Annotated in this window: 21 protein-coding genes and 1 pseudogene; 8 read left to right on the top strand and 14 right to left on the bottom strand. The window is 50.0% G+C overall.

Annotation, left to right across the window (positions count from 1 at the left end; genetic code table 11):
- Window positions 1-170 precede the first annotated feature (170 nt).
- Window positions 171-995 carry a TerC family protein gene (locus tag P0X86_RS13990; RefSeq protein WP_096775504.1) on the top strand — a complete coding sequence of 275 codons (825 nt, stop codon included), beginning with the start codon at window positions 171-173 and terminating at the stop codon, window positions 993-995.
- 120 nt (window positions 996-1115) lie between these two features.
- On the opposite strand, the gene P0X86_RS13985 is transcribed toward P0X86_RS13990, so the two are convergent.
- Together P0X86_RS13985 and P0X86_RS13980 are read right to left on the bottom strand one after the other, a co-directional pair.
- The gene (locus tag P0X86_RS13985) at window positions 1116-2852 is read right to left on the bottom strand and encodes an ABC transporter ATP-binding protein (protein ID WP_277748723.1); all 1737 of its coding nucleotides are present in this window, start codon (window positions 2850-2852) and stop codon (window positions 1116-1118) included.
- A gap of 237 nt (window positions 2853-3089) precedes the next feature.
- Window positions 3090-4001 carry an NAD(P)/FAD-dependent oxidoreductase gene (locus tag P0X86_RS13980; protein ID WP_277748722.1) on the bottom strand — a complete coding sequence of 304 codons (912 nt, stop codon included), beginning with the start codon at window positions 3999-4001 and terminating at the stop codon, window positions 3090-3092.
- A 277-nt stretch (window positions 4002-4278) separates the two neighbouring features.
- On the opposite strand from P0X86_RS13980, the pseudogene P0X86_RS13975 reads away from it, so the two are divergent.
- Both P0X86_RS13975 and P0X86_RS13970 read left to right on the top strand, forming a co-directional pair.
- Window positions 4279-5019, top strand: a pseudogene (locus P0X86_RS13975) (glycosyltransferase family 2 protein).
- Complete coding sequence (locus P0X86_RS13970) at window positions 5016-5735, top strand: glycosyltransferase family 2 protein (RefSeq protein ID WP_213578133.1); 720 nt, start codon at window positions 5016-5018, stop codon at window positions 5733-5735. Before P0X86_RS13975 ends, P0X86_RS13970 begins: the two are co-directional and overlap by 4 nt.
- A 175-nt stretch (window positions 5736-5910) precedes the next feature.
- Here the strand turns inward: P0X86_RS13970 and P0X86_RS13965 are convergent, their stop codons facing one another.
- Complete coding sequence (locus tag P0X86_RS13965) at window positions 5911-6417, bottom strand: AraC family transcriptional regulator (RefSeq protein WP_277748721.1); 507 nt, start codon at window positions 6415-6417, stop codon at window positions 5911-5913.
- 258 nt (window positions 6418-6675) lie between these two features.
- Here P0X86_RS13965 and cypC point away from each other — a divergent pair, with 258 nt between their 5' ends.
- Together cypC and P0X86_RS13955 are read left to right on the top strand one after the other, a co-directional pair.
- On the top strand, window positions 6676-7935 hold the full coding sequence (gene cypC, locus P0X86_RS13960) for a CYP152 family fatty-acid peroxygenase CypC (RefSeq protein ID WP_277748720.1): 1260 nt from the start codon (window positions 6676-6678) through the stop codon (window positions 7933-7935).
- Window positions 7936-8169: 234 nt separating this feature from the next.
- Window positions 8170-9087 (top strand): aldo/keto reductase, encoded by a 918-nt coding sequence (locus P0X86_RS13955; RefSeq protein ID WP_096775498.1) that lies wholly within the window; start codon window positions 8170-8172, stop codon window positions 9085-9087.
- Window positions 9088-9214: 127 nt separating this feature from the next.
- Here P0X86_RS13955 and P0X86_RS13950 read toward each other — a convergent pair whose 3' ends face one another.
- The 5 genes from P0X86_RS13950 to nirB form a co-directional block, all read right to left on the bottom strand.
- A complete protein-coding gene (locus tag P0X86_RS13950; protein WP_277748719.1) occupies window positions 9215-10864 on the bottom strand; it encodes an FAD-binding dehydrogenase in 1650 nt (549 codons plus the stop codon).
- A gap of 306 nt (window positions 10865-11170) precedes the next feature.
- Window positions 11171-11926 (bottom strand): uroporphyrinogen-III C-methyltransferase, encoded by a 756-nt coding sequence (gene cobA, locus P0X86_RS13945; protein WP_277748718.1) that lies wholly within the window; start codon window positions 11924-11926, stop codon window positions 11171-11173.
- 8 nt (window positions 11927-11934) lie between these two features.
- On the bottom strand, window positions 11935-12402 hold the full coding sequence (locus tag P0X86_RS13940) for a formate/nitrite transporter family protein (protein ID WP_277748717.1): 468 nt from the start codon (window positions 12400-12402) through the stop codon (window positions 11935-11937).
- Between the two features lie 83 nt (window positions 12403-12485).
- A complete protein-coding gene (nirD, locus tag P0X86_RS13935; protein ID WP_015734883.1) occupies window positions 12486-12806 on the bottom strand; it encodes a nitrite reductase small subunit NirD in 321 nt (106 codons plus the stop codon).
- Window positions 12807-12819: 13 nt separating this feature from the next.
- On the bottom strand, window positions 12820-15252 hold the full coding sequence (nirB, locus tag P0X86_RS13930) for a nitrite reductase large subunit NirB (protein WP_192572210.1): 2433 nt from the start codon (window positions 15250-15252) through the stop codon (window positions 12820-12822).
- A gap of 351 nt (window positions 15253-15603) precedes the next feature.
- Here nirB and P0X86_RS13925 point away from each other — a divergent pair, with 351 nt between their 5' ends.
- Window positions 15604-16227, top strand: a complete 624-nt coding sequence (locus P0X86_RS13925; protein ID WP_015734881.1) for an ANTAR domain-containing response regulator — start codon at window positions 15604-15606, stop codon at window positions 16225-16227.
- A complete protein-coding gene (locus tag P0X86_RS13920; RefSeq protein WP_277748716.1) occupies window positions 16224-17282 on the top strand; it encodes an anthranilate phosphoribosyltransferase in 1059 nt (352 codons plus the stop codon). Before P0X86_RS13925 ends, P0X86_RS13920 begins: the two co-directional genes overlap by 4 nt.
- Window positions 17283-17332: 50 nt before the next feature.
- Here the strand turns inward: P0X86_RS13920 and P0X86_RS13915 are convergent, their stop codons facing one another.
- From P0X86_RS13915 to P0X86_RS13890, 6 genes are all read right to left on the bottom strand, one after another.
- Complete coding sequence (locus P0X86_RS13915; RefSeq protein ID WP_009593567.1) at window positions 17333-17449, bottom strand: hypothetical protein; 117 nt, start codon at window positions 17447-17449, stop codon at window positions 17333-17335.
- A gap of 122 nt (window positions 17450-17571) precedes the next feature.
- Window positions 17572-18354, bottom strand: coding sequence for a hypothetical protein (locus tag P0X86_RS13910; protein ID WP_277748715.1), 783 nt, complete (start codon window positions 18352-18354; stop codon window positions 17572-17574).
- 108 nt (window positions 18355-18462) lie between these two features.
- Window positions 18463-19425: a hypothetical protein gene (locus P0X86_RS13905; protein WP_277748714.1), complete on the bottom strand. Its 963-nt coding sequence runs from the start codon at window positions 19423-19425 to the stop codon at window positions 18463-18465.
- Entirely contained in the window at window positions 19386-19946 is a 561-nt protein-coding gene (locus P0X86_RS13900; protein ID WP_228468945.1) for an RNA polymerase sigma factor, read from the bottom strand. The genes P0X86_RS13905 and P0X86_RS13900 overlap by 40 nt, the downstream gene beginning before the upstream one ends.
- 194 nt (window positions 19947-20140) lie before the next feature.
- Window positions 20141-20677, bottom strand: coding sequence for a GNAT family N-acetyltransferase (locus P0X86_RS13895; protein ID WP_213578118.1), 537 nt, complete (start codon window positions 20675-20677; stop codon window positions 20141-20143).
- A 70-nt stretch (window positions 20678-20747) separates the two neighbouring features.
- On the bottom strand, window positions 20748-21695 hold the full coding sequence (locus P0X86_RS13890) for a phosphotransferase (protein WP_277748713.1): 948 nt from the start codon (window positions 21693-21695) through the stop codon (window positions 20748-20750).
- A 265-nt stretch (window positions 21696-21960) separates the two neighbouring features.
- On the opposite strand from P0X86_RS13890, the gene P0X86_RS13885 reads away from it, so the two are divergent.
- Window positions 21961-22473: a DUF3231 family protein gene (locus tag P0X86_RS13885; RefSeq protein WP_213578114.1), complete on the top strand. Its 513-nt coding sequence runs from the start codon at window positions 21961-21963 to the stop codon at window positions 22471-22473.
- Window positions 22474-22529 lie beyond the last annotated feature (56 nt).

Here is a 22529-nt window from a genome sequence, read left to right as displayed (position 1 = left end):
CAAAGTCGTCATTACGGGAAATGTCCCCGGCTTTGTTGGCAACGATTCGTTGTTTGCGAGACCTTTACCACACACTCTGTGGTGAAGGTCTCTTTTTGATTTCAAAAGGCCTTCACCTGCCGGTGGAGGTCTTTTTTGTGCCTTCAATAATACAACAAGGAGGAAATGGCATGGAGCTTTTATTGGAGTATGGATGGGTACTGTTAGTGCTCATCGCACTGGAAGGATTGCTGGCGGCGGATAATGCGCTGGTCCTTGCCATCATGGTCAAACATTTACCGGAGAACCAGCGCAAAAAGGCATTATTCTACGGGCTGCTCGGAGCCTTTGTGTTCCGGATCGGATCGCTGTTCTTAATCTCGTTCCTGGTGGATGTATGGCAGGTACAAGCCATCGGCGCACTCTATCTTCTCTACATTTCGATCAATCACACGTTGAAACACTTTATTAAAGGCAAGAAACCGACGGAAGACGCAAAACCGAAACCGGACAAGCCCAAGAAGCAATCCGGCTTCTGGATGACCGTCTTCAAGGTCGAAGTGGCGGACATCGCGTTTGCCGTAGACTCGATCCTCGCAGCCGTTGCGTTGGCGGTCGCATTGCCGCCAAGCGGATTGGCGAACATCGGCGGCCTGGACGGAGGTCAATTCATCGTCATCTTCCTGGGCGGATTCATTGGTTTGATCATCATGCGCTTTGCGGCATCCTACTTCGTAAAATTGCTGCAGCAGCGTCCCGGACTGGAAGTGGCCGCATTTCTGATTGTTGGTTGGGTAGGCGTCAAGCTTGCGGTGATTACCCTTGCACACCCCGATGTAGCCCTAATCGACCATCACTTCCCTGAGAGCTCGATCTGGAAGGCTTCCTTCTACATCGTTCTCGTGCTGATTGCCGTGATCGGATGGTTTGGCTCTTCGAAAGAGAAAGTGCAGGATGAAGACAATGCCATCAAGGAAGTGGAAGAACAACAGCCGGGCAAAACGCTGCAAGGCTAAATCCCCTCCCGCATGCAATGTATACCACGCATGAGGCAACTTCTTAACATGATTCATCAAACAAGACAAGGCGATTTGCTGACGGTGCTTCAACCGTTCACAAATCGCCTTTCTTCATGCTTATATTGTCAATTGCATATGATATAAATTCGCATAAGCGCCTTGACGGGCAAGCAATTCTTCATGCGTGCCCTGTTCTTGGATCCCGTCTTCGGACAATACGACGATTCGCTGGGCATTCCGTACCGTTGTCAACCGATGAGCGATGACAAGCGTTGTTCGATTATCGCTTAACCGTTCCAGCGAATCTTGGACCGCTCTCTCGCTTTCATTGTCCAGGGAGCTGGTCGCTTCGTCAAATATGAGAATCGGCGGGTTCTTCAGGAACACACGCGCAATGCTGAGCCGCTGCTTCTGTCCTCCGGAGAGCTTGACGCCGCGCTGGCCGATATCCGTTTCATAACCGTCCGGCAGTGCCATGATGAAATCATGGGCATTCGCTCTTTTGGCTGCTGCGATGATCTCATCCTCGCTGGCCTCCATGTTGCCATACCGGATGTTATCGAAGACGGAGCCGGCAAACAAATATACATCCTGCTGCACGATCCCGATATTTTTTCTTAAAGAGTGCTGCGTAATCTCCCGGATATCGCGCCCATCCAGCAGTATGCGTCCTTCACTAACTTCATAAAAACGCGGAATCAGCGAACACAGCGTGGTCTTGCCTACGCCTGAGGGACCAACCAGAGCAACATACTCGCCAGGCTTGATGCTCAGCGATACCTGGTTCAGCACGTATCCATAGCGGTCCTTGTATCTGAAGCTGACATTCTGAAACTCGATGTTCCCCTGAACCTGCGTGATCGTCTCGGCAAAATCGGCATCCTCGATATCGGGCTCTACCTCCAGGATCTCCATGAACCTGTCAAATCCCGTAATGCCTTCCTGGTACAGTCTGGCGAAGTTAACCATGCGCTGGATCGGTTCGATCAGAATGCCGATGCATAAGAAAAAGGTCAGCAAATCCGCCAGTTCCAGCGAGGCTTCCACGATTGCGGCTCCGCCGAACACAATAACGGTAATCGTAATAAGCTGGGTAAAACCGACCAGCCCTTCGTGAAAGTACGTTTCGCTCTTATACCCTTCCCTTCTGCTGTCAACGAACCGCTTGTTGGCATAGGCGAATTTCCCCTTCTCTATATGCTCGTTCGTAAAAGACTTCACCACGCGGATACCCGAAAGAGAATCCTCTACCTGTGCATTGATATCCTCGATCCGGTCCTTGCTTACCCGCAACGCCGCGTTCATCTTCTTATTATAGTAAAAAGCAAACGCGGCCATGACCGGGAGAAAGAGAAATACGATCAGGGCAAGCTTGACGTCGATATACATTAAGATGATGAATGCACCCAGGAACTTCAGAACGGAAATGACGATATCTTCGGGACCATGGTGATACAATTCGGTCAGCGACAGAATGTCATTGGTGGTGCGTGTCATAAGCTGCCCGGTTTTGTGCTCATCGTAGAATCCAAAGGACAGCTTCTGAAAATGGTCAAACAGCTCCCGTCTCATGTCACTTTCCATATAAGCCCCCATCATATGTCCTTTGTATGAAATGAACATATCGCACAGAGTATGGATGATGACCATGGCCAGCATGACGGCACCCACCGCATAGATTTGAACCAGCGGGCTTTGAGAATTCCCTTCCAGCACGTTGATGGTGATGTATCGTATACAGAGCGGAAGCGTCAGCGTAATGGCCGAGACAACAAAAGCACATGCCAAATCTGCAAATAATAACCCCAGGTACGGTTTATAATAGGATAAAAATTTCTTGGTCCGAGAATTCAATTCGCTCTCCTCCATTATGCCGGAGGGTTAATTATTCATATCCCTCCAAACTTGATTCATGATAAACGCCATTGTTGTTCTCATCGTAAACACCCTTCCTTGTACTTGATAATTTCATCATAGCCGATAAATGACACCAATCCGGAGTGTAAGAATGATTTAGAATTAAAAAATCCCCTAGGAACGAAAAAACAGGCTTGGATGCTAACCAAAGCCTGCCTCTCGTATACTCACGGATTAACGATTCCATCGTTCGTTAAGCAGCTCGCCGTTGATGGCGGCCGCTGCCATGGCTCCCATCGAAGCGGCCGCAATGGCCTGATACATCTCGGTGGCTGCATCACCGGCGCTGTAGACGCCCGGCACGCTCGTTTTGCCGAAGGCATCAATGACCACACTTCCACCTTCATTGATATCGCAACCTACAGCCGCCGGCAATTCTGAACCAGGGACCAGCTTCGGCGCGAAAAAGATGCCCGTGCACGGAATGACCGCTCCATCCTCCAATACGACTTGCCGCACCATCCCCTCGTTCGATTCAATGCGATGAATCGGGGAGTTGAATAGAGGCACGTCATGATCCTTTAATTCCTGCCGTTGTTCATCCGTCAGTTCATCCGGTCCGTTCGTACAGATGGTATACCGGTCGCTCCACCCTGCGATCACTTTGGCAAAATGCAGCGCCCCCGCACCCTTGGCAATGACGACGAGCGGTTGGTCCCTCAATTCCCATCCATCGCAGTATGGGCAGACGAAGGCACTCTTTCCGTATACGTCGGCTAATCCGTTAACATCCAGCGGGCTGTCCTTCTTCCCAACGGCGAACAGCAGCTTTTTACTCCGGTATATCGTTCCCTCTCCCGTGGTAATCCGGAAATCACCGTCGACTCCCTCTACGCCGGCAGCTGTATTCTCTACGAAGCGGACGGAGGGATAGGCGGTAATCTGTTCTCTTGCTATACGGCGAAACTCCGATGGGCTTGTGCCGTCTCTCGTAAGAAAACCGTGGGTTTCCCGCGTAACCCTGTTTCGCGGCTTTCCTTCGTCAATCAACACCACGTCTTTCCTCGCTCTTCCCAATACCAGCGCAGCATTCAATCCTGCCGGACCTCCGCCGATAATAACGACATCATGCAATTGATCCGTCATGCACACCATCACCCTTCTGGATCTTTAATATCCATAATATGAACGCAAGACGACATGACTCCTTGTCTATTTCCCTTTGCCCAAGGAAGAATGCCAAGGACAAATCATATTATGGACTTATGTCATCCATTATAGATAAACAAGATCTGTAATGCAATGCCCTCCTGCTATAAAAATTTTAAAAGTTGGTCGAGTCGTAATGCCGTTACCTCTATTTATACTTTACATACTCTATTGTGATATATAAATTATCCTCATAGATAAGGAGAGTGACGGAATGGCAGCAAGCTTCAACAATTCATCCAAAACGCAAGGCGTATCCATTATTACCTGTACGAATCGCCCTAATTATATTAAAAACTTGTTCCATAATTTCGCTAGATAATCCCATGTCAAGAAAGAGCTCATTATCGTCGTCAACGATAGTACAATCGCCCTCTCTCCTTACCAGCAAATAGCCAACAAGCATCGAAACATACAAATCTACCGCATGCCGGAGCATGTCACTTTGGGTGCGTGCTTAAATTACGCCGTAAGCAAAACGAAATACGGCATCGTTGCCAAATTCGATGATGACGACTATTACGCCCCCCACTATTTGTCGGACAGCCTGAAGTCGTTAAGAAGATCGAACGCCGATATTATAGGGAAACGTGCACATTATATGTATTTACAAGGCTCCAAAACTCTAATTCTACGCTTTCCTAACGATGAAAATCGAACCGTAACCATGCTGCCGGGGGCTACGCTCATATTTAAGAAGCACGTCTTTAACAAAGTACGCTTTCCGAATCAAAGCGTCGGTGAAGACGATCTTTTTTGCACAAGAAGTAAAAGAAAGGGCTTCAAAGTCTATTCCGGCAGCAAGTATCATTTTACGGCAGTGCGGCGGAAAAATTCATCCGGTCATACATGGATCATTAGCGATCAGGAACTCATGGCCAAGCACCCTAAAGTTCCGAATGTGCGAGATTTCAAAAAATTCGTACAGCGGACGACCGGAGGCGGTCGAGCATGACGCACCGGTCATCATCCCCATCACAGCCTGCCGTATCGATCATCACCTGCACCAAAAGACCGGAATGCCTGCACAATCTGTTGGAGAATTACGCCAGACAGAATTACAGGAACAAAGAGTTAATCGTCATCTTAAATCATGGCAGTCTCAAGCTGCCGGAATATCAAATGGCAGCCAAGTCATATCGCAACGTCAGAATATATAGCAAACCGGAACGATTATCACTCGGCAGCTGCCTTAATTATGGAGTCAAGGTCTCCAAACACGGCCTCATTGCTAAATTTGACGATGATGACTATTACGCACCTGATTATTTGAACGAAAGCGTCCGTCTCATGATCAAGACTCGCGCTGATATTGTAGGAAAGAGAGCGCACTTCATGCAGCTTGCCGGACAAAAAGCTCTTCTGCACCGTTACCCTAACATGGCCAATCAATGGGTTCGCCTTGTTCAAGGGGCGACCATGCTGGTTAAACGGCATGTATTCGATCAAGTAGCGTTCCCGAATCAAAATCGCAGCGAGTGCGTCCAATTTTGTGCTGATTGTATAGCTCGTAACTATAGAATATACTCGGGAAGTCCGTATCATTTCTTAGCGAATCGAAGACGCAACTCCACCAATCACACCTGGATCGTCAGTGACAAGAATCTATTGACTCAACATGTTAAAAAGCTGAACGTAGACAATGCAAAGAAATTCGTGAGCAGAGGCTAAGCGCTGCATGAATCTAAATGTTCCGTATATCGTAATGAATGCACCGGCGACCCGAGCATTTCCACAGAAACGGCGAGCTCGAGTATGGCGTGTAGTTTGTTTAACTGAATCAGAAGAACGGTTAAGAGCCACTCCATTGGAGCGGCTCTCATTCATGCCTAGCGAATCGAACGTCTCATTTCAAATAAACGCCATAATCCAAGATGACATTCCCCTGCTCGTCCGGCATCATAAAACGGACTGGATGATAACGTTCAAAGAACCACGGGTTCTCGTCCAAACTCCAGCCTTGTTCGGCGATTTTCGCCATGCATCGTTTATGAGGCTCCATACCGAACAGCTCCCCGTTATCCTTGCCATATAACCAACATATACCCGCAGCGCCTTCTTCCAGATCCGCATGGTCAAATCCTTCCGGCGCTTCGATATGCTTCGGGAAAAGCATACCGATCCAATATTCAAACTGAATCCCGTTCATTCGCATAAGACCATAAGAAGCACCCTCCGATTCCGGCAAACAACCAAGCTGCCCGATCTTTTCGAACCAGCCATTGGCGAACCATTCTTCCCACTGGTCCGCGAAGCTTCCTGCCGCATTTCGATGCTCGTCCGTATACCGTTTGCCGATCAAGCGCGCGGACGGGATCTGTTCTTTGTACACACTGGTAATTTCTGCTGCCATTTTCTTAACCTCCTGGGTTCATCTTTTTGAAATATTACTTAATCAAATTCTCGTCAACGCAAGGGAATCCTGCAAGGGAGCAGCCCGGTTTCAACTTTTTGCTTGGATTATGATAGTTGAGAACAGCGGTGTGAAATTGTTCAAATCGGAAGAGAACGGGTATGTAAGTTGTATTGTGTTGGAAGCATGTTTTCATTACGAAACTAGAAATTTTTAATATTGGATTTTGAAATGTTGATTATCCGGGAGGCGATCATTATGGAAGAGATCAAACCGATTCCGAAGGAAGAGGGACTTGATCATAGCTTGAATGTGCTGCGAGAAGGCTATTTGTTCATCACGAACCGAACCATCGGCTTTCAATCCGACATCTTCGAAACCCGTCTATTGGGGGAACGTGCCATCTGCATGCGCGGAGAAGAAGCGGCCAGGCTGTTCTATGACCGGGATAAGTTTGTGCGAAGCGGCGCAGCCCCGAAGCGCGTGCTGAAAACCCTGTTCGGCGAAGACGGGGTGCAGACGCTGGATGGCGAAGAACACCATCATCGCAAAGCCATGTTTATGTCCTTGATGTCCAGGGAAGCTCTTCATGACATGAGAGCAATCACCCGCAAACATTGGGAGCTTGCCGTAAGCCGGTGGGAATCCAAGGATAGCGTCAAGATTTATGAGGAGGCCCAGGAAATTCTCTGCCGTGTGGCTTGTGAGTGGGCGGCCGTGCCGCTTCCCGAAGCTGAAGCAGAGGAGAAAACGGGCTGGCTTGCTGCCATGATCGAGGCTACAGCGGCTTTTGGCATCAAGCATATGAAGGGAAGAAACGCCCGAACGAAGGCGGAAAAATGGATTCAGGAGCTCGTTGTCGACGTACGCAGCGGAAAAGCGGATCCGCCGCAGGGCAGCACGCTGCACACGATGTCTTGGCATCGCGATCTTCGCGGCGAACTTCTGGATAAAGAAACCGCAGCGGTAGAAATCATTAACATTCTCCGCCCGATCGTGGCCGTTGCCATTTACGTAAGCTTTACCGCCTTAGCTGTCATTCAGCAGGAGCATGAGCGCGAGAAATTGATGACGTCCGACGAGAAACGGCTCACGCATTTTGTCCAGGAGGTCCGGAGATTCTACCCGTTCTTCCCCTTTGCCCCAGCGCGTGCACGAAAGGACTTTACCTGGAACGGATATGCATTCGATAAAGGCGTGCTGACGATCCTTGATTTATACGGAACGAACCATCATCCCGGCCTATGGGATCAGCCGGAGCTGTTCAAGCCGGATCGCTTCGAACATTGGAACGGAAGTCCCTTTAACTTCATCCCTCAAGGCGGCGGAGATCATCATTCGGGACACCGCTGTGCCGGGGAATGGATTACGCTTGAGATCATGAAGGAGAGTCTGGACTTTCTGGCTAACCGAATGAGTTATGAAGTGCCCGTGCAGGACGTAAGCTTCAGCTTTCATGAGATGCCGTCTCTTCCTCACAGCCGGATCGTCATTCGAAAAGTAAAGGCCCTACATTAGGATGCGATGAATCCAAGGGCGCTTCCGAAATCGCATGTGGGATCCATAACCCACATGGCTGCCTGGGAGAGAAAATTAAAGCTTGTACATTGCGCCGTCTGCATGTCACAATACACTAGAGACTGTCAGCATGAACCTATTCATCTAGTCGTTCGCTAACACGTTCTCGGCTGCCCCTGCATTATAGCGCGGCGGCCGTACAATCAACCTATTTTGAATGGGAGGACCGCAATCATGAAAACGATGAAACTAGGAAGCAGTTCACTGGAAGTACCTGTTGTAGCCGTTGGTTGCATGCGCATAAATTCGCTGGAAAAAGCCGAAGCCGAACGTTTCGTGCAATCCGCACTGGAGGAAGGAGCCAACTTCTTCGACCATGCCGACATATATGGCGGCGGAGCTTGCGAGGAGATTTTTGCAGATGCGATACATATGAATGCGGAAGTCCGCGAGAAGATCATTCTTCAATCCAAATGCGGTATCCGTCAGGGCATGTTCGATTTCTCCAAAGAGCATATCTTGAATTCCGTCGACGGCATTCTCAAAAGACTTCGTACCGAATATCTCGACGTTCTCCTGCTCCACCGTCCGGATGCTTTGGTTGAGCCTGAAGAGGTGGCTGAAGCATTCGATCAGCTCGAGAGCTCGGGGAAAGTGCGTCATTTCGGCGTATCCAACCAGAATCCGATGCAGATCCAGCTGTTGAAAAAAGCGGTGAAGCAGCCGCTCGTAGCAAACCAGCTGCAGCTTAGCATCACCAATACCACCATGATACAAAGCGGAATCAACGTGAATATGGAGAACGACGCCGCGGTTAACCGCGATGGCAGCGTTCTGGATTTCTGCAGACTGCACGACATTACGATTCAGCCTTGGTCGCCTTTCCAATACGGGTTCTTCGAAGGCGTATTCCTTGGAAGCGACAAGTTCCCTGAGCTTAACCAGAAGATTGATGAAATCGCTGAAAAATATAACGTTACCAATACGACGATTGCCATTGCTTGGCTTCTTCGCCACCCTGCACAAATGCAGCCCATCATCGGAACGATGAATATCAACCGTTTGAAGGACTGCATCAAAGCAGGCGATGTCACGTTGACTCGCGAGGAATGGTACGCCATTTACCGCGCGGCCGGCAACATCCTTCCTTAAGCCATAACTGAAAACGGCCTCCCATCGACTTCGATGGGAGGCCGTTTCATTATTATGGCTGGGGAGAAGATGACAACGATAAGGGTCCTTTTGCACAATTTTCCAAGGATGGACGACCTCCTGAACCTTACAGTTGTGCAATGCTCCGCCCCGCCTGCCTTCCCGTAAACAGGCAGCCGCCCAAAAACGTTCCCTCCAATGCACGGTAACCATGAACGCCCCCACCACCAAAGCCGGCCGCTTCTCCGACCGCGTAGAGCCCGGGAATCGGTTCGCCGAATGCACTCAGCACCCTCCCCGAGAGATCCGTTTGAAGCCCGCCCAGTGTTTTTCGGCTAAGAATATGCAGGCGTACCGCAATCAATGGACCATGGGCCGGATCAAGAAATTTATGCGGCTTGGCTACGCGCACCAAGCGATCGCCTATATAATTCCTTGCTCCCCGGAGCGCCGTGATCTGCAGATCCTTGGTAAAAGCCTGGTCCATCTCGCGGTCTCTTGCGGCAAGCTGACGCTTCAAATCGTCCAGCTTGACCAGATCGCTGCCTGCAAGCTTATTCATGCCGTCCACGAGCTCGGGCAGTGAACCGGCGACAACAAAATCCTCGCCGTGATCCAGAAATGCCTGCACAGGGCCCGGAATGCCCGAGCCAACTCTTCCCAGCACTTTACGGATGCTCTTTCCGGTCAAATCCGGGTTTTGTTCCGAGCCGGACAGGGCAAATTCCTTCTCAATGACCTTTCTGGTCAGAAGAAACCAGGAATAGTCAAAGCCCGTATCCTGAATGGCTTTCAGGGTTCCCAGCGTATCGAAGCCCGGGAAATTCGGAGCAGGAAGCCGTTGCCCCTTGGCATCAAGCCATACTGACGATGGACCCGGCAGTATCCGGATGCCGTGCTTGGACCATACCGGGTCCCAGTTCTTAATCCCTTCCGTGTAGTGCCACATCCGGTCTCGATTGACGACCCGCCCGCCGGCTTGCTCCGTTATTCCCAGCATCCGTCCGTCCACATGCGCGGGAACGCCGGAGAGCATCGCTCGTGGAGGCTTGCCTAACCGGGACGGCCAATGCTGCCTGATCAGCTCGTGGTTGGCGCCGATGCCTCCGCTGGAGACAACCACAGCCTCCGCATAATATTCATAGTCGCCAACGACCTCGCGGGAGCTTTCCTCGCCCCGGCCGGCCGAACTCGGTGCAAGTACCGAGCCCCTTACTCCGATGACGGCATTCTCGCGCGTAATCAGCTCATCGACTTGGTGACGCGGACGATAATCAACTGCGCCGGAACGGATGGCGTCTCTGACCCTGGACTCAAATGGCTGTACGACACCTGGCCCTGTTCCCCACACAATGTGAAAACGCGGCACGGAATTGCCGTGGCCCTCGGCGAGATATCCGCCGCGTTCCGCCCAGCCAACGACTGGGAAGAACCGAATTCCTAACGAATGCAGCCATGCCCGCTTCTCGCCGGCGGCAAAGTCGACATAGGCCTCGGCCCATTTCCGCCCCCACAAATCCTCGTCCTCCTCCCGATCGAAACCAGCGGCTCCCAGCCAATCCTGCCATGCCAGTTCACGGGAGTCCCGGATCCCCAGTCTTCTCTGCTCGGGCGAATCGACAAGGAATAAACCGCCAAAAGACCACCATGCCTGCCCGCCAATAGAGCTTTCCGGTTCCTGGTCAAGCAGCAGCACCCGCTTGCCGGCCTCGGCCATTTCGGCGGTAGCTACGAGACCCGATAAGCCGGCTCCTACCACGATGACGTCATATTTCATGCGTCTCCCCCGTTCTTTCCCTTTTCTAAAACAAGTAATGTCAACTTCACTCCAGCTTGATCGTTACAGATGGCGTTAACTTGATATTCTTTGCGTTGTAAGCGTTTTCCTCTCGCGACGGCATAAAATCGGCTATTCTCGAATGCCGGGTCCGTATTATTGTATGCCTACCCATCCCCGCTAACATGTTCCACAGCAAAATAAAGTGAACCCCAAATCAAGAAGGGTTCACTCCATGGTTAAAAGTATCTTCGTATCGTTCTAGCGTAATTGTAGGCTGCGCATCTCCTCATGTCTGCACAAGGGTTAACCGGTCTTCTCCTGCGCCTCCGCCGCCAGTTTCAGGAGCTGCTCTCGGACCCGCACCACTTCTCCAATGATCAGCAGGGCCGGATTTTTCACGTTCATCCGATGAGAAATCCTATAGATGGTTCCGAGCGTACCCGTGAAGATTCTCTCTTCTGCCCAGGTTCCCTGCTCGACGATGGCAGCGGGAGTCCACGGCTGCTTGCCATGAGCGATCATCTCTTTACAGATGCCGTCCATTCTGCTGACACCCATGTACACCACAAGCGTATCCACGCTGTGCGCCAGCAAGTCCCACCTCACGCTCTGCTCATTACCATGGCAGCTCGTTCCGCTGACAAAAGCAACCGAGGTACTGGCTCCGCGGTGAGTCAGAGGAATTCCTGCGGACGAGGAAGCGCCCACAGCCGAGGTAACGCCTGGCACGAATTCGAAGGGAATGCCGCGTGCAGCCAATTCGCATGCTTCCTCTCCCCCTCGACCGAAGATCAGCGGATCGCCTCCCTTGAGTCTGACGACATGATGACCGTCAAGGGCAAAGGCCACCATGTTCTCGTTGATCTTTTCCTGCGGAAGAGAATGGCGTCCGGGTGCCTTGCCGCAGTATACAAGCAAAGCATCCTTCTTCGCGTAACTCAACAGCTCATCGTTCACCAACCGATCGTACATGATGACGTCCGCTTCCTGGATACGCCGGAGGGCTTTCAGCGTAATCAGCTCCGGGTCTCCAGGACCTGCGCCGACGATATACACCATGCCCGGCCTCATCGTCTGATCTCGACGGAAACTGCCGTCGCCTCCATTATTCCGCGGCCTGAATAGCCGGTCGCCATCCGCGCAACCCCGCGTCTCTTGCCGAATCCATATTGGGCAAAGTACAGCATCGCTCCGGTAAATACCGATCCGCCGATAAAGCTACCTATAAGCACGGGGATTTGATTCCAGAGCCACCCCTTCTTCTGCAGAACGGTTAACGGTAAGAGCGCAAAGCTTCCGGTGACCAGCTCTAAGCCCAGCACTACAATGATGACAAAGCCAACCGGAAATAGGAGCGCGCCCGCCATCGGGACATTCGTTTGGGTCGAAGCCGTAAATGCTAGCGTGGTGGCGCATGCCAGGATAGCGCCGGACAGTATGCCGCGATTAAGCATCTGCGAAGTCTTCAGCCGCGCCTTCGCGGCCCCAGCCTCGATCATGTCATGCATCACCTGATCCGGTTTCACGTAATCCATGTCGGTCTACTCCTTCTAATGAAATCAATCCTTAACATTTATGACAGCCTCAAACATGACAGCGGAATATGACTGGCAATGCGTTAAGCTGTACGATCCAGCAAGTAAATCGCGCCGCTTGCCGGATCCACTTCTATCTGATAAGTGTTTACATGACCCGTGTCCGGCTCTTGAACCTGTCCGCTGCACAGATCGATTTTCCAATCATGCAGTGGACAGTGCACTTGCTTCCCGCACACCATACCTTCCGAAAGCTTGCCTCCTTTATGCGGGCACTTGTTTTCGACGGCCAGAATATTCCCGTCCGACAAGCGGAACAGCGCAATTTCCGTTCCCCCGATTTCAATGGTTCTTGATCCCTTAGGATCGATTTCGTTCACGTATCCTACATGCAGTTTCGCCATATTGGTTCTCCCCCTATTTCGTCACAGCTTCGGCGTCAGGCAAAGGCACGAAATTTTTACGAAGCCCGCTGTCTGACGTAATCTCCTTCCACGGATCCTTTTGCTTGCTTAAAGCCAGCTTTATTCTGGAAACAAGAGCGGCGCGGTCCTCTTTCTTCTCCAATGCTTTTTTCACATGGTCCAGGCCCACTCGCTCGATCCAAACCGACGTCCGTTCATTCCATTGTGCGTTTTCGCGGTAATATTGGATAAAGGCTCCGGCCCATTCGACTACCTCGTCTTCGGTCTTTACGACGCATAACAATTCCGTGGCCCGGACATGAACGCCTCCATTGCCGCCGACGTGCAATTCCCAGCCGCCATCAATTGCCACAACGCCAAAATCCTTAATGGTGGCTTCCGCGCAGTTCCGAGGACATCCGGAAACCGCCAGTTTCACTTTGGCCGGGGTGCTCAGCCGCTCAAATTCTTTCTCCAAACGCACGCCCATACCTATGGAGTCCTGCGTGCCGAATCTGCAAAACGTGGACCCTACGCAAGTTTTAACCGTACGGAGGGCTTTACCGTAGGCATAACCGGAAGGCATATCCAGCTCCTCCCACATTCTCGGCAGATCCTCCTTCTTGACGCCGAGCAGATCGATCCGCTGTCCGCCCGTAATCTTGACCATCGGCACATCGAATTTTTCTGCAATCTCGGCGATTTTCTTTAGCTCCGAAGGCGACGTCACCCCACCGTATATCCGAGGCACCACGGAATACGTTCCGTCCTTCTGAATGTTGGCATGGTACCGCTCGTTCGTGAAACGGGATTCCTTCTCGTCCACGTAGGATTCCGGAAACAGCATGCCGAGATAGTAGTTCAACGATGGACGGCACTTGGAGCACCCCTCCGGATTGTCCCATCCCAGCACATTCATCACTTCTTTCACGGTACCCAGTCCAAGACGGGTGATCTCGGTGATAATTTCATCTCTCCCCAGCGAAGTACATCCGCATATCCCTTCTTTTACCGGCTCCCCGGCAGCATCCCCGGCGTATAATTGAACGAGTCCCTCGACAAGAGGTTTGCAGCCGCCGCAGGATCCCGAAGCTTTGGTACAAGCTTTAACGGATGCGACGGTATTGCAGTTCTTCGTAAGAATGGCATCTTTGATCGCTTCTTTCGATACGCCGTTACAGCCGCAAATGATCTCATCATCCGCCAGTTGAGCCAGCCGCTGCTCCGGTGATACAACGCCTGCATTAGGCGCGAAGCCTAACAGAAGCTCTTTCTCTCTGCCCCTGATGGATTCCCCGCTCTTCATGAGCGAAAACAGCTTCGGTCCATCCCCCGTATCGCCGAACATAACAGCCCCGATGAGCCGGTCTTCGCGGACGACGATTTTTTTGTATACCCCTTCAACCTCGTCTTGATATCGCATGGATCTGGTTCCTTCCGGGTCTGCAAAATGACCTGCGGAGAATACATCCACGCCGGATACCTTTAATTTCGTTGACGTGACGGAACCGGCATATCCACTCGTCTCCACACCTGCCAGATGCTTGGCGAGTACCGCTCCTTGTTCGTACAGCGGGGCCACAAGACCATAAGCGATGCCCCGATGCTCCGCGCATTCGCCCACCGCATAGACGTCGGGGACGTTCGTCTCCATATAGTCGTTAACGACGATCCCGCGATTAACCTCGATCCCGGAGGACTGTGCCAAAGAGACGTTTGGCTTGATCCCGACGGCCATCACGATCAGATCGGTCTCGACGCTGCTCCCGTCCGTAAAATGGAGCGCCCTCACCCGCTTCCGACCCGAGATCGATTCCGAATTTTTATTCAGCAAAAACGTCATTCCTTGTGTTTCGAGTTCACGCTGCAGCATTTTGGCTGCCGTCTCGTCCAATTGCCGTTCCATTAAATAGGGATTCAGGTGAACCACGGATACATCCATGCCCAGATGCAGAAGACCTCGAGCGGCCTCCAGTCCCAAGAGGCCTCCCCCGATGACCACCGCTTTCTTATATTGCTGCGACGTCTTCACCATCGTTTCGCAATCCTGGATGTCCCTAAAGGCGATCACGCCTTCCTTGTCGGCACCCGGCAAAGGCAGCATAAACGGATTGGAGCCGGTCGCAATAATCAAAGCATCATATGGAGCGACAGCTCCTTGTTCGGAGAATACTTTGCGATGCAGCGTGTCGATCCGGTTCACCGTATGTCCTGCATGCAATTGGATCCGGTTCTCCTTGTACCAATCCCAGTCATTAATCATGATTTCCTTCAGATCGGTTCCGCCTGCGAGGACGGATGACAGCATGATCCGATTGTAGTTCGGATGAGGCTCCGCTCCGAATATCGTAATCTCATACGCTTCGGGCGCAAGCTTGATTAAATGCTCGATAGCCCGTACTCCTGCCATGCCATTCCCGATCATCACTAACTTCTTTTTTGTCATGGTTCGCTCTCCCTCCGTCTAACACCTTCGATATACTCATCCATCAACAAATCTTAAAAAACCAAAATAGCCTGCATTCGATCCAGTAGAGTTGGCACACTCTTACCGGGAACGAAAACAGGCTTCTTTGCCGCTAATGGGATACAACGTTGTATCCGGGAAGTATAAAGTTCTTGAGGGAAATATACACTACGCATTTGAGTTCTGTCAACATATTTGACACGAAATTAAGAAAATTAAATAATTATCGACATCCGCTTGTGATTTATGTTATATAAATTAACATAGTTTCTGTTTTGTGCTAAAGCTTTACCTCTGACAGGATTTCATTTATGAAGGGAGCGTCAATCCATGCGTTCATTGCTGGTTATCCACCATCCGGTCCCTGCTTCAGAGCGAAGTGACACAGCTGCCAAGGCGCTTCTTCCGGAATTTATCCTTCGTTCATACGGCTATAAGATCCACCTTGCTCGCAATGAGAAGCAAGCGTTGGCCGGAATCATGGAGGCTGACGGAACGGTTCTCCATCTTCCGGTCTCCTCGATCAAGCCATGGTGCAGTACCCTTGAACAACAAAAGCGCGTGCCGGTTCTGTGGTGGTGCAGCGATCATGCCGCTTCGCAATCTCTCGAAGCATGTGAAGATGATGTTACAATTGATGGACTTTTATTTCCCTCCATGAAGGAGCACGAGCTGCATTGGACGCTTCATTTTAGTTCAAAGCATTTTTACGAACGTCAACAGTGGCATGACGAAAAAACGCAGCTCCTAGCCCGCATTGAAGAACGAAAATGGATTGATATGGCCAAAGGCATTTTATGCGAAATGAAACAAATTTCGGAATCCGAAGCTTACGATGTCCTGCGCAAACAGGCGATGAATGAAAGAAAAAGAATGGTGGACGTCGCCACCTCGATCGTTAAGCTGTATCAATTGCTGCAAGAGACCGGTTCAGGAGGTGCCAAAAAATCATGATCCACTTATTGAAAGAAGTCGGCCGCGGCAAACGCGGCGCTCGGGACCTGACTTACGAGGAAGCGCTTCAGGCTGCAGCATCGATACTAGGTGCACAGGCTACTCCTGCGCAGATCGGCGCCTTTTTCATCGCTGAACGCATCAAGATGGAAAGCGTGGAAGAATTGGAAGCCTTCGTGAAGGTCAGTCGTGAATATGCGGACCGTTCGTTTCTACATGCGGGTATCGACTGCGCAGGTCCTTATGACGGCAGAAAGTCATCTTTTTTCTCGACGCTAGCCACTGCTTTTGTCCTCGCGGCTGCCGATCTCCCTGTTACGCTGCACGGGACTGCATCCCTCCCTCCAAAGTGGGGGATTACCTTGTCGGATATACTCGCGGCGAAAGGAATAACCGGACCGGCATTGGCAAAAGACTCATGCATCCGGGCGGCCAAACGGACGGGCGTATTATATGTAGATGCGGAAGAATGGTGCCCTCCGCTTAAGCACCTTCGCCCGATTCGCGAGGAACTGGGGATGCGGACCGTACTCAACACGGCGGAAAAGTTTGTCGATTATTCCCATTCCCCTTATTTAACCTTCGGCGTATACCATAATACGGTTTTTGACCGGTTAAGCCGACTGATCATGAAACTCGATTACCGTAAAGCGATCATTATTCAAGGCAGTGAAGGCTCCGATGAATTATTCATTCACCGGCCAACGCGGACATACCGGATCGAGAACGGCAAGGCCAGCCTGCAGATCATCGATCCCGAGGCGTACGGACTAGATGTGCCGGTTCCGGACATCGGCTGGACTCCTTCCGAACAAGCTGACGCTACGGCGGAGGTTCTGCTGGGCAAAGGGGACCTCGCATTTATCTACCAGGTGCTGCTGAATGGTGCGGTACGTTTACAGTTGGCGGACAAAGTCAGCTCCGTCGAAGAAGGAATATATACCTGCAAAGCATTGCTGGACTCAGGGAAACCGTGGGAGTTATATAGCAAATGGTTGTCCTTGCTCATAGAATCCGATGTGGTCTCGCCAATGGGAAGGCATGCCTCGCAATGAACGGAAGAAACCCGCACCGAGTAAACGGTGCGGGTTTTTGTCATAACCTATTAAACTCCAAATCCGAATCCGAAAGCAGACAAGATGATGACCAAGAGAATAAAGAGAACCAGCACCGCTCCAACCGATCCGTATCCTCCGCCATTGTAACCGGCAACTTCACCCATGGTTCTAACCTCCTTTATTTTCGGAACACAATATCCTATGCTTGTTATATGAAAGAGTTTAGACTTTAGAGCAAAAAATAAAAACATGGGTTATTGCATCGACCGGATCTAATGCAGAGCTTCTATTTTTGAGCAAGCATATTTTGGGCATAGCGAAGAATATCAGACTTGACGTCTTCCGCCCAAATGCTGTAACGAATCTGTTGCTCCTCATCCACCCAATCCAGGTGATCCCTTCCCTTCGAGTCGGCGGTGTAGACACATTCGACACCGTTAATGACGATGGTTTCCTTGGATTCGTTCGGTTTCTCCTGCGGTACGGGCGTTCCGCCTATCGGCTGTTCGGGAACGAGATCACTCGCTACGACTTGAAGCTTTACTTTGCCTTTTTCATAGTTCAGAATCGCGGCGGATGCTTCATTTACCTTCATGATCTCGGAATACACGAACTTCTCGCCGTTTCCAGCCTTCCCCTTCAATTCCTTGTCCAGCTTCTTGTACAAGCTCGACGTTCTTTCAGGACTCTTTAAGTATACAACCGCGTTCTTGAAAGTGTAACCTTTCGGCAAGGCTGCAGGCTTGGTCAGGGACGGTGCACTCATTGCCTTCGACTTCGCCAAATAATCCGTATACTTAGTGAAAGCAAAGCCCTTGGATGCGAAGTAGATTTGATCTGTCCGGTTAAATTCCTGATCGGCAGCATAGTAGGCAATCATCTGACCTGGCTTAAGCCTGTTGACCAAGTCCGTGATTTGATCGTCATATGAAACGATTCCCTTCTCCGGTTTGGCAGATATCGTCTTCGATATCGATGCGCTTTCGGTACTGGCTGCGTATGCGTTGACGGATCCGACCATCATCGTGGCTGCGAGAAATAATGCGACTTTCATCTTGTTTTTTATCATGTTACCATTCGTGCTCCTTTCGGCGGCAAAGCCTTTTGAGTTTTATTAACATCTCATATAACACCTTGCCGTCATCAAAAGGGACATTTTGTAAAAAATCGGATGCCTTTACGGAATAAGCCCTGCCGCAATCTTCGCAAACTCATCCTTGGACAACGGATCCTTTGGGTCATCCGTAATTATATATAGCACCTCTTCATTGTCGCTTAGCCAAGTCAAGCTGCGCGAAGGGCTGGATGGACTGGCTGACAGAATCATTTCTTTCCCTTTCACCTTTATTTTTACGGCTTGGTTTGTGGGCACCCCGGCCTTGGAGCCCTTCTCTCGGGCATAAGCTACCATCTTGATCCGATTTTCGCCTTTACGATATTCCATTCCTGTAGATGCAATCTTGAACCAAGGAACAATCTTATAGAACAGTCCCTGTTCTTCATCCGACTTCTCTGCCTGCTCTTTGAGTTCGTTCAGAAGAGTTTCATACTCCGGTGTGCCCCATACGGGATTGTTCCTAATCTGAATCTGTCCATAATCATAACGATACCCTTTCGGTACATATTCAGGCTCTTGAAGCACGGGAGCGCCTTTTTCCTCGATTTCTTTTGCGAGTTCCTGATAATTTGAATGCTTAGTCAACATATAAAAATAATTCAGAGGTTGTTCTTTGACGAGTGGCGTCATGTGCAGGTCCTTGATATAAAATACCGCCTGTTCTCCCGGCTTTAACCTCTTTCTCAGCTCTTCTTCCGTCTCTTTCACACGTTTGGCGTTATATTCCGATTCGGAATATTTCCATGGCTTTATGGTAGACAGAATGACTTCGCCTTCCTTGTTCTTGATCTGTATCAAATAATGACTGGCGTAAACACTAAGCGACGAAAGAATCAAAATCGCAGTAAGCATTGCAATCATTAAGGTTTTCTTCCGATTGCCGTCATTTCTTCCGTGTTTCTTCCGGTGAATTCGTCGCACCTTTTGCATGATGGCGGGAGTCACGTCTACTTCTTCATCCACGGAGTGCATTTCCATGCTTCTCAGAATTCGATCTTGCTCCGGCTGTCCCGAATCTCGCATAACCCCGCCCCCTCCTTCTCCTGGATCAGTTGGATGACTTTCTGTTTCATTCGAGCATATTTTTTCTTCACCGCGCTTAGATTCTTATCCAGAATCTGGGCAATCTCCGTAAATGGTTTATCTTCAAAAACCCGCAACACAAGCAGATTTCGCTCCTCTGCCGAGAGCTTGGTCATGGCATATTCCAACGGTTCGCTAAACCACTTGCGCTCCAGCGTCTCTTCCACGCTATCAGCATAACCCGCCGGTTTGATCAGTCGGCTTACTCGCATGCGAACCCGTCGCTTACGAAGAATATTGAGACAATGATGATATCCAATCTTGTATAACCATGATGAGAATGAAACTTTAGCTTCATAGGTATAAAGCTTGGTAAACGCTTTGATGAAGATATCCTGGACGGCATCCTGCGCATCCTGCTTGCAGCCGAGCATTCGGCAGCAATATAGGTAAATCTGTTTTTTGTACGTTTCGACGATAGGCTCGAAACAATCCACCTCTCCGGCCTTAACACGTCTCACGTACTCCTCGATCGAATCCAATTCGAAGACGCACCTCCGTGTAAATCTTATTTACGTCTGTATAACCCCTCATCTTCCAAAAAAGGGACACCCGAAAACATAAATAAAAAAACAACTCATACCTCAAGTATGAATTGTTTTTTCGCCATGTCGATCACTTCTTTTGTTTAGAAGACATATATGTGTGTCGGACTTTACACCCGCGATGATACAAACTGAAAGATCAGCATCTCTTTGTCGTCCCTCGTTGCAACAAATTCCTGCATGGGAGAGGGCGAAACATAATTGTGCATCGTCTTTCTCCAGAATGCCTGAGCCCGCTTATTGCGATCGGTGGCATTCGTCTGGACTTCCCAGCTGCCGGCATGCTTCCCGAACACTTGCGATGCAGCATTCTCAGCAACATGTTTGCCCCGGAAGGGTTTCATAACAAAAAACTCATTCATGTAAAATTCACTGCCAAAAGTGTATGGCGGGGTTGCGACGAGGGCGAACCCTGCCGGAATACCTTCCACTCGAATCAGATAGGGAAACAAAACCGAGGGCTTCTCCCACCATATATCAAAAACTTGATTCTGGTCATATAAGGTTCTAGTATCGTCATCCTCAAAGACGCCGTATCGATTCGGCTTCCACTCCCATATCTCCGATAAATCATGCAAATATAGCGGATATAGATTGTTAATCATAAACTTGGCGGAAGCGTCGGTTAACTCCACGGTAACTTTCATATAATTTCCTCCATCCTAGACATATTCCAAACGCTTGAAATACTGCATTTTGCTATCTATAAAACCTTCATCAAAGTCGGCAATGCCCAAAAAATTTCGAATCGCGAAAACATAGACCAAAGAGCCAAAGCTGCCGAACGGCAACAAATACAGGGACGGCAGCAAGATCATTTTCGCTGAGAGATCTGACGCTACAATACCCTCTCAGAAAGGCGTCCCACAATCTTTCCACTTCCTCCGGGTCATGTCTGCTATGTATTTCTCTGGCCAGCCTAAACTCCGCAATATCGTAAGCTCTCCAGCCGTAACCGCATAAATCAAAATCATAATGGGTCAGCTTTCCGTCCTCTGTCCATGCAGCATTCGTATTGCCGTGCAAATCTCCGTGGCACACGCCCCAATCTAAACCTTGAACCTTGAGGTCCGAAATTCGTTTCTTTAGTTCCGTTGCCATTTCACTAAGGTAGTTACAATCGGTTAACCGATGCTTCATATAGGATCTGATGATGGATAAAGGCTGATCTATAAGAAACTCCATATCCAGCCGTTCCCTTGCAAACCGACTTTCAAATTGATCCGCCGCCTTATGCATATGGCCAATGGATTCACCGAACCGGTAACTGTCCGCTGCGGCGTGAATCGGCATCTCGTGTCCTTCCGCATATTGAAATAGAACCCCGTACCGGGTTCCCTCCATGACGTTAAATCCGCTAAGGTACGCGCCGTCTTTTCCCGGAATGGGCTCTGACACGCTGATCCCGTTCGCACTGAGAAACCGCAGCAATTCCAATTCAAACTCGATGTCAGGCCGGCTTCTTCGATCGGCCCTATAGATACGGAAGATATACTTATCAACATCTGTTTCTATTGCGTACGTATCGTTCATCCCCCGCAAGAAATACTGAATTTTCACAACGGAACCGATCTCATAATTGCGTTGGATATGTAACCCTACCGCTTGTTTGGACAGAAGCGAGTAAGTGACAGGAAATAAACTAATCCAAATCCCTCCTTGCACTCAAGGGTATCATCCTCGACAAACTCTTATATATAGGCCGTATGATTATAATTAATTTTTATATAAACCGCTGCAGCACTTTCGCAACTGCGGGATCTGGTTTATCCGGAACGATCAGGTTGATCTTGCCGTCTTTATCCTTGCGTCAGCATCCGATACAATGATTTCCTGCAAATTTCCGAGAACTTCGTTCTGATTAGAATGAAACAATAACCTCCTGTACATAATGACTCTGTTTGGATAAATATTAAAGGAGCGAATATGGATGGGTATATTAAGCGGAAACCCTAAAGATGAGCCCATGCATTACGGGGAGATTTTTAGCGTATGGGAAACCTCCATGCTGGCAAAGGGCATGGTGTCCTGCTACGAGGCTTATTTGAATCACGCGGGAGATAAAGACCTTAAAAAAATTCTAAATGATCTGCTGGATCAGGCTAAACTCGAGATTAAAGAATGCGATGAGCTGCTTACCGACAACGGAATCCCGCCTGCACCGGGGCTTCCCGAAAGACCCCCTGTCAAACTTGAGGATATTCCGGCTGGCGCAAGATTCACGGATCCGGAAATCGCGGCCAAAATCGCAGCGGATACCTCGCTCGGACTGGTAGCATGCAGCCAAATCATGGGACAATCGATCCGGGAGGATATCGGCGCGTTATTCGCTAAATATCATCTAGCCAAAACGGCTCAGGGTGTGCGGATTCTTCAGATGAATAAGGAAAAAGGATGGCTCATTCCGCCGCCGCTTCAAATCAAGAGACCCGAAGAAAAATAGCATTTAAGCATCATAGCATCCCAGTCTCTTGAAACGCTGAGCCTTGCCGATCCACA

This window comes from Paenibacillus sp. BR1-192 (assembly GCF_029542445.1).
GTDB lineage: Bacteria > Bacillota > Bacilli > Paenibacillales > Paenibacillaceae > Paenibacillus_AQ > Paenibacillus_AQ lautus_A.
The sequence above is the reverse complement of the archived record's forward strand: the minus strand, read 5'-3'. Positions and strand labels throughout refer to the sequence as shown.